This is a genomic window from Holospora undulata HU1 (assembly GCF_000388175.3).
Taxonomy (GTDB): Bacteria; Pseudomonadota; Alphaproteobacteria; order Holosporales; family Holosporaceae; genus Holospora; species Holospora undulata_A.
This window is the reverse complement of sequence record NZ_ARPM03000187.1, coordinates 1-5,292: the sequence shown is the minus strand read 5'-3', so window position 1 is coordinate 5,292 and position 5,292 is coordinate 1. Positions and strand designations below refer to the sequence as shown.

4 protein-coding genes are annotated in these 5,292 nt (G+C 38.5%); all 4 read right to left on the bottom strand.

Translation table 11 applies throughout. From position 1 onward, the window contains the following. Window positions 1-159 precede the first annotated feature (159 nt). The 4 genes from K737_RS09670 to K737_RS05745 all read right to left on the bottom strand — a co-directional run bounded on the left by K737_RS09670 (window position 160) and on the right by K737_RS05745 (window position 4,645). Window positions 160-294: a winged helix-turn-helix domain-containing protein gene (locus K737_RS09670; protein ID WP_152531116.1), complete on the bottom strand. Its 135-nt coding sequence runs from the start codon at window positions 292-294 to the stop codon at window positions 160-162. A 309-nt stretch (window positions 295-603) separates the two neighbouring features. Then, a complete protein-coding gene (gene secF / locus K737_RS05755) occupies window positions 604-1,572 on the bottom strand; it encodes a protein translocase subunit SecF (RefSeq protein WP_023491212.1) in 969 nt (322 codons plus the stop codon). Next, window positions 1,533-3,002, bottom strand: coding sequence for a protein translocase subunit SecD (gene secD / locus K737_RS05750; RefSeq protein WP_235075719.1), 1,470 nt, complete (start codon window positions 3,000-3,002; stop codon window positions 1,533-1,535). The genes secF and secD overlap by 40 nt, the downstream gene beginning before the upstream one ends. A gap of 125 nt (window positions 3,003-3,127) precedes the next feature. Then, on the bottom strand, window positions 3,128-4,645 hold the full coding sequence (locus tag K737_RS05745) for a YifB family Mg chelatase-like AAA ATPase (protein ID WP_006299975.1): 1,518 nt from the start codon (window positions 4,643-4,645) through the stop codon (window positions 3,128-3,130). Window positions 4,646-5,292: the final 647 nt, after the last annotated feature.

The window sequence follows — 5,292 nt, the reverse complement described above, 5'->3', positions numbered from 1 at the left end:
AGCTTTATTATTTTTAATATACAAGGCTAGAAAGAAACTGCATGGCTTCAAAATTCCATTATTTCAATTTACATGAGATCTAGAGTAATCTTTTATTAAAACATTAATTATTATTTCAGGAGGGGATTTCAATGCTGTTAAACATTTATTTTGACACTTTCAACACTTATGCGGTATTGTCATCACCGTCTTGTAATAATGAATAAACGATTCCTGCTTGGCTGGATCTGCCTTTGCGTGCCGTGCCGCTAGCTTTTTAAATGAAAAATTATGGGCGCACAGCCACAACGTCATACCTAGCCATAGGGTTCAAGAACATGAAGCGCAGATATCGCTTTCATATACGTCGTAGCTTTCCAAATGTACGATAAATTTTGCTGTTTGTGAAACATTCAGCTTACTCACAGAGTCCCCGCTTAACACCATTAAACCTTTGATATTCCTTATACTCCTCTACATGACGACTGATCGTCAATCAGAAGAGCCTCAACAATTTAACGAGCTCCAACCCTTTGTCGGATAATAAAACTTCCTTAATCTTTTCCCCTTGTAATAGAACCACCTACGTCCTATTGCAGTTGTTCAATCTTAAACATACTTGTGTCAAAAGCCTTCTGCTCTTTTCTTTCTATCAAACTGAGACAATAGATAGAAAACAGGGGCAGCGATTAAAATAGAGGAAATCGTTCCAGAAGCAATACCTATAATCATGGGAAGGCTGTAGGTTGCTATAACGCTTCCCCCCAAAATATAAAGAACCAAAAGCGCGGCAAGCGTCGTCATGGAAGTTAGGACTGTACGAGAAAGCGTCTCATTGATGCTTAAATCCACCAACTCTGCACAACTTAAATTCTTTTTATAGCCTCTATTTTCCCGAATTCTATCGAAAACAATCACCGTATCATTTACAGAATACCCCGCTGTGACTAGAAAAGCCACCATGGCCCCTTCACCAATTTCTTGATAAAAAAGTGAAAAAAATAGTATTAATGCAGAACAATCGTAAGCAAGAGCAATCCAGCTAGCAACAGAAAACATCCAATCAAAACGAATCCAAATATACCCCCCTATCCCAAACAATGCAAATAACAACGCCCATGTGCTGGCCTTCATAAGCTCTTTTCCTAACTTAGCCCCTACATGATCGTACTTTTCAAAAACCACTGAGTCTTTAAGCGCCGTCTGAAAACGCTTTTGAATAGAAGGAATGTCTATTTTTTTTTCTGCAGCACGAATTAAAATCATTGGCCTCTTTGCATCTCCATACTGCTGAATGGTTGCCTCTTTACCAAAATTATCTGACTGTTGAACAAATCGACGTACTTTTTCCAAATCGGGAAGACGAGAAAAACGCACCTCCAACAAAATACCTCCCTTGAAATCAATTCCCCAATTTAACCCTTTATACAACAACGACCCCATCATAAGAATCATAACACTTAACAACAGCGTGATGGGAAACCACAAGTGTCTTGTTAAAGAAAACGGCAAAGATAAACGAGAAAAAGAAAAAAGCGCCATAATACCCCCCCTTAAATCAGTATGGATCGCGATGGAAATTTTTGAAGCCAAAAACTTACCATAGTACGCGTCATAGAAACTGCTGTAAACATAGAAGTAACAATTCCAATAGCCATAGTAACTGCAAATCCCCTTACAGGACCGCTTCCAAACCCAAACAATAAAGCTACAGCTATCAGCGTTGTTAGATTGGAATCCACGACGGAATTCATTGCTCTTCTATACCCCGAATCAATTGCCGGCAAAAGCTTACGCCCCAAAAATAACTCTTCTTTGATGCGCTCATTCACCAGCACGTTGGCATCCACCGCCATCCCAACAGTGATAGACATTCCTGCAATCCCTGGAAGAGTAAGCGTTGCATTCATAGAAATCAAAATCGCCATCAAAAATAACAAATTGAAAGCCACAGCTATCACTGCAAAAGTTCCAAACCATCCGTAGAAAAACCACATTAAAAGCGCCACCGCTCCGATTGCCACGATTGTTGCAAAAATTCCTTTTTGAATAGAATCTGATCCCATTCCCGGTCCCACAACCTTTTCTTCTAAAACAGTCAACGCCACCGGTAAAGATCCAGAACGAATCATACTAGCCAATTCTTGACACTCTTCTAAACTTTGACTTCCTGTTATAACTGCTTGACCATTGGGGATATGAGATTGAATTTTAGGAGCACTTAAAACTGTACGATCCAAGACAATAGCCAAAATTTTTCCAGTTTGTCGAGTAAGTTCAGAAAATTGGTTGCTTCCCTGAGAAGTAAGCATCAAAGAAACGCAAGGCCGATTTTGTCCATCTTCAGATACGTGGTAATCTGCTTTTGCACTTGCAACATCTTCACCTGTCAAAACGATTTCCTTATCCAGCCGATATCCCCGCCCCTCTCTATCCTTGCATTCCCAAGTATTAGAAGACTTTTCTTCTGTTACCCAATAGAAATTTAATTTCCCTGTTTTATTTAACCGATTTTTAACCTGCTCTGGATCTTGAGATCCTGGAATTTGTAAAACAATACTGCGATCCCCTTGAATTTGAATTAATGGCTCTACAGTTCCTGTTTCATCTATTCGCTTCCGAATAACTTCAACACTTCTATTCAATGCCTGTTGCTGAAGGTTTTTTCGCAGACTATTGCTGTAGGAAAAGCTAATTTTTTTATCTTTCACAGAACGTTCCATATCTTTACCCAAAACGCTATCTGCAATTTTTTCCATATCTTTCATTTTTTCTAAAGATTGAAGTTCAAAAGAAATCGTATTTTCATCAAAATGTAAATTTTTATACCCTACCTTAGCCTTTAAAAAGGCTTTTTTTAATCTTGAAGCGTATTGATTGCTTTGATCTTTAAACAAATCCTTAGTTTGCGCTTCTAGAACTAAATGAACCCCTCCTTGTAAATCAAGACCTAAAACAATCTTTTTATGCGGTATCCATTTAGGAATAAACTTGGAAGAAACAAAGCTAGGTAACACCAACATCAAACTGACGCATACTAAAAGCATCAGCCATGCTATTTTGAATTTAGATACGTACACCATGACTTAACATAACCTTCAACACACTTTATTTCCTTGATTATCCCACATTTGCTTAAAAACCTCAACTATCGCCTTTTCGGACTTTGCTCGACACGATAACTTAACGCTTGAGTCATGTGGCTTGGTAAAATTTCTTCTGCTTGCTCTAAATCTGAAATGGTTTGCGCAACTTTGGCAACACGATAGAATCCTCTCATAGAAAAATCAAATAGATTTGCAGCTTTCAATAATATATCTTTAGAATGCTTGTTCATGTTTAAGGCTTGATCTAATAAATCTGATGGACATAGAGCATTACACTGAAAATCTTTCCCCTGATAGCGAATCCTTTGACGATCTTGCGCGCGACGAATAAGTGCACGAGTATAGTCTAAATTATCAAGAACCGTTGCTTCTGGAAAATTTTTGAAATCCACTTCTGAAACGTTCATAAATAAATCGATACGGTCTAAAAGAGGACCTGAAATATTTTGTTGATACCGAGTGCCACATTCAGGAGCTTGACGACATTCTTTTGAGCTTTTTCCTAAGTATCCACATTTACAGGGGTTCATAGCAGAAATAAGCTGAAAATTTGCAGGATACGTTACATGATAATTAGCACGAGACACAACCGCTTGTCGTGTTTCCATAGATTGCCTTAAAGCATCTAGAACACTTCTTGAAAATTCAGGAAGCTCATCTAAAAACAAAATTCCTTGATGCGCCATAGAAATTTCCCCGGGGGTTCCTCTTAAGCCTCCCCCCACCATAGAAGCCATAGAAGCAGAATGATGGGGAGAACGAAAAGGACGTTGACGCATCAATCCCTTTCCCTCTTTTAAAACTCCAGATAAACTATGAATCATAGTCACTTCTAAAGCTTCTTTTGGGGTCAAGGGATCTAATAAACTCATAGTGCTTTTTGCCAATAAAGACTTCCCCGTTCCTGGTGGACCAATCATTAATGCATTATGCCCTCCAGAAACGCTAATCACCAACCCCAGTTTGGTGTGAGCTTGCCCATGAATCAACCCAAAATGCTCCACGGGGGAAGACAAAACATCCAAAATCGGTTCCGGTGTAGAAAGCACTTGAGTACCTTTAAAATGATTGATTAGCTCTAATAAATGATGTGGAGCTAAAATAAAAAGCTCTCCTCCCCAGCGTGCTTCTGGCCCACACGCTCCAGGACAAATTAGCGTTCGCCCCAAAGATGCTGCCAGCAATGCGCTGCTTAATACCCCCGCCACCGGTTTAATACTTCCATCTAGGCTGAGTTCCCCCAAGCTGATGGTATTTCTAAGCTCTGGAGGTAAAATCTCAAGCCCCATTAACATCCCTAAAACCAAAGGCAAATCGTAATGACTTCCTTCTTTTAGAATATTTGCAGGAGACAAGTTAATAGTAACTCGCTTACAAGGAAATCCAATTCCGATAGATTGAAGGGCAGAACGTACCCGCTCTTTGGACTCGTTCACTGCCCTATCTGGAAGCCCAACAATGTTCAGCCCTGGAAGACTTCCGGAAACAAATTGAACTTGAACTTCCACCAATAAAGCCTGGATTCCTTGAAAAGAAACTGTGGAAAGCGTATGAACCATACTTCCTTACCCCCTTACTAAATCATTTTTTTATAATAAAAAATTAATTATTTTTGTCAATTAAAAAATACATAAAATTTTATTTATTTTTACTTAAAAAAAAAATTATTTTAACTGGTTAAGAGAAATTTGAAAATTTCAAGTTTAAAAAACAAATACTTAAGCGAAACTTAGAACCTGTCTTCACAATTTAAATAAAATCTGATACAAAGCTTAGTTAGAAGGTAAATGAAATGACATGCCCTATCCGAGAGATTTGAGTGACACACAACAGAGATTTAATAAATCTCATTTTGATACAGAAAATTGTGGTAAAAAACGTAAGAGAGCACTTACTAACAGGGTGTTTTATCCCCTAAAGACGGGCTATCAGTGACGCTTTTGCTGCAAGAATATTCTTCCATGGAAAAGTGTGTACAGGTTTTACATGCAAGCAATACAAAGCGGAATTTGGAAAAAAATGATAAGAGATCTTGTGGAAAAAAGCCGGATAAACAATGGACGAGACAATCCACCCTACAGTCTAATTAACTTACAAAGTGCAAAACAACGGACAAAGCTATAAATCAAGGGATTGTGTCACGGATACCCTAGTACATATTTTTCATGTGAAGGCTCACGCAGCAACTACACATGATACTGTTGCG

Coding starts and splice junctions, on each gene's coding strand:
- K737_RS09670 (WP_152531116.1), bottom strand. CDS start 294: ATGACGTTGTGGCTGTGCGCCCATAATTTTTCATTTAAAAAGCTAGCG.
- K737_RS05745 (WP_006299975.1), bottom strand. CDS start 4,645: ATGGTTCATACGCTTTCCACAGTTTCTTTTCAAGGAATCCAGGCTTTA.
- secD (WP_235075719.1), bottom strand. CDS start 3,002: ATGTTGGTGTTACCTAGCTTTGTTTCTTCCAAGTTTATTCCTAAATGG.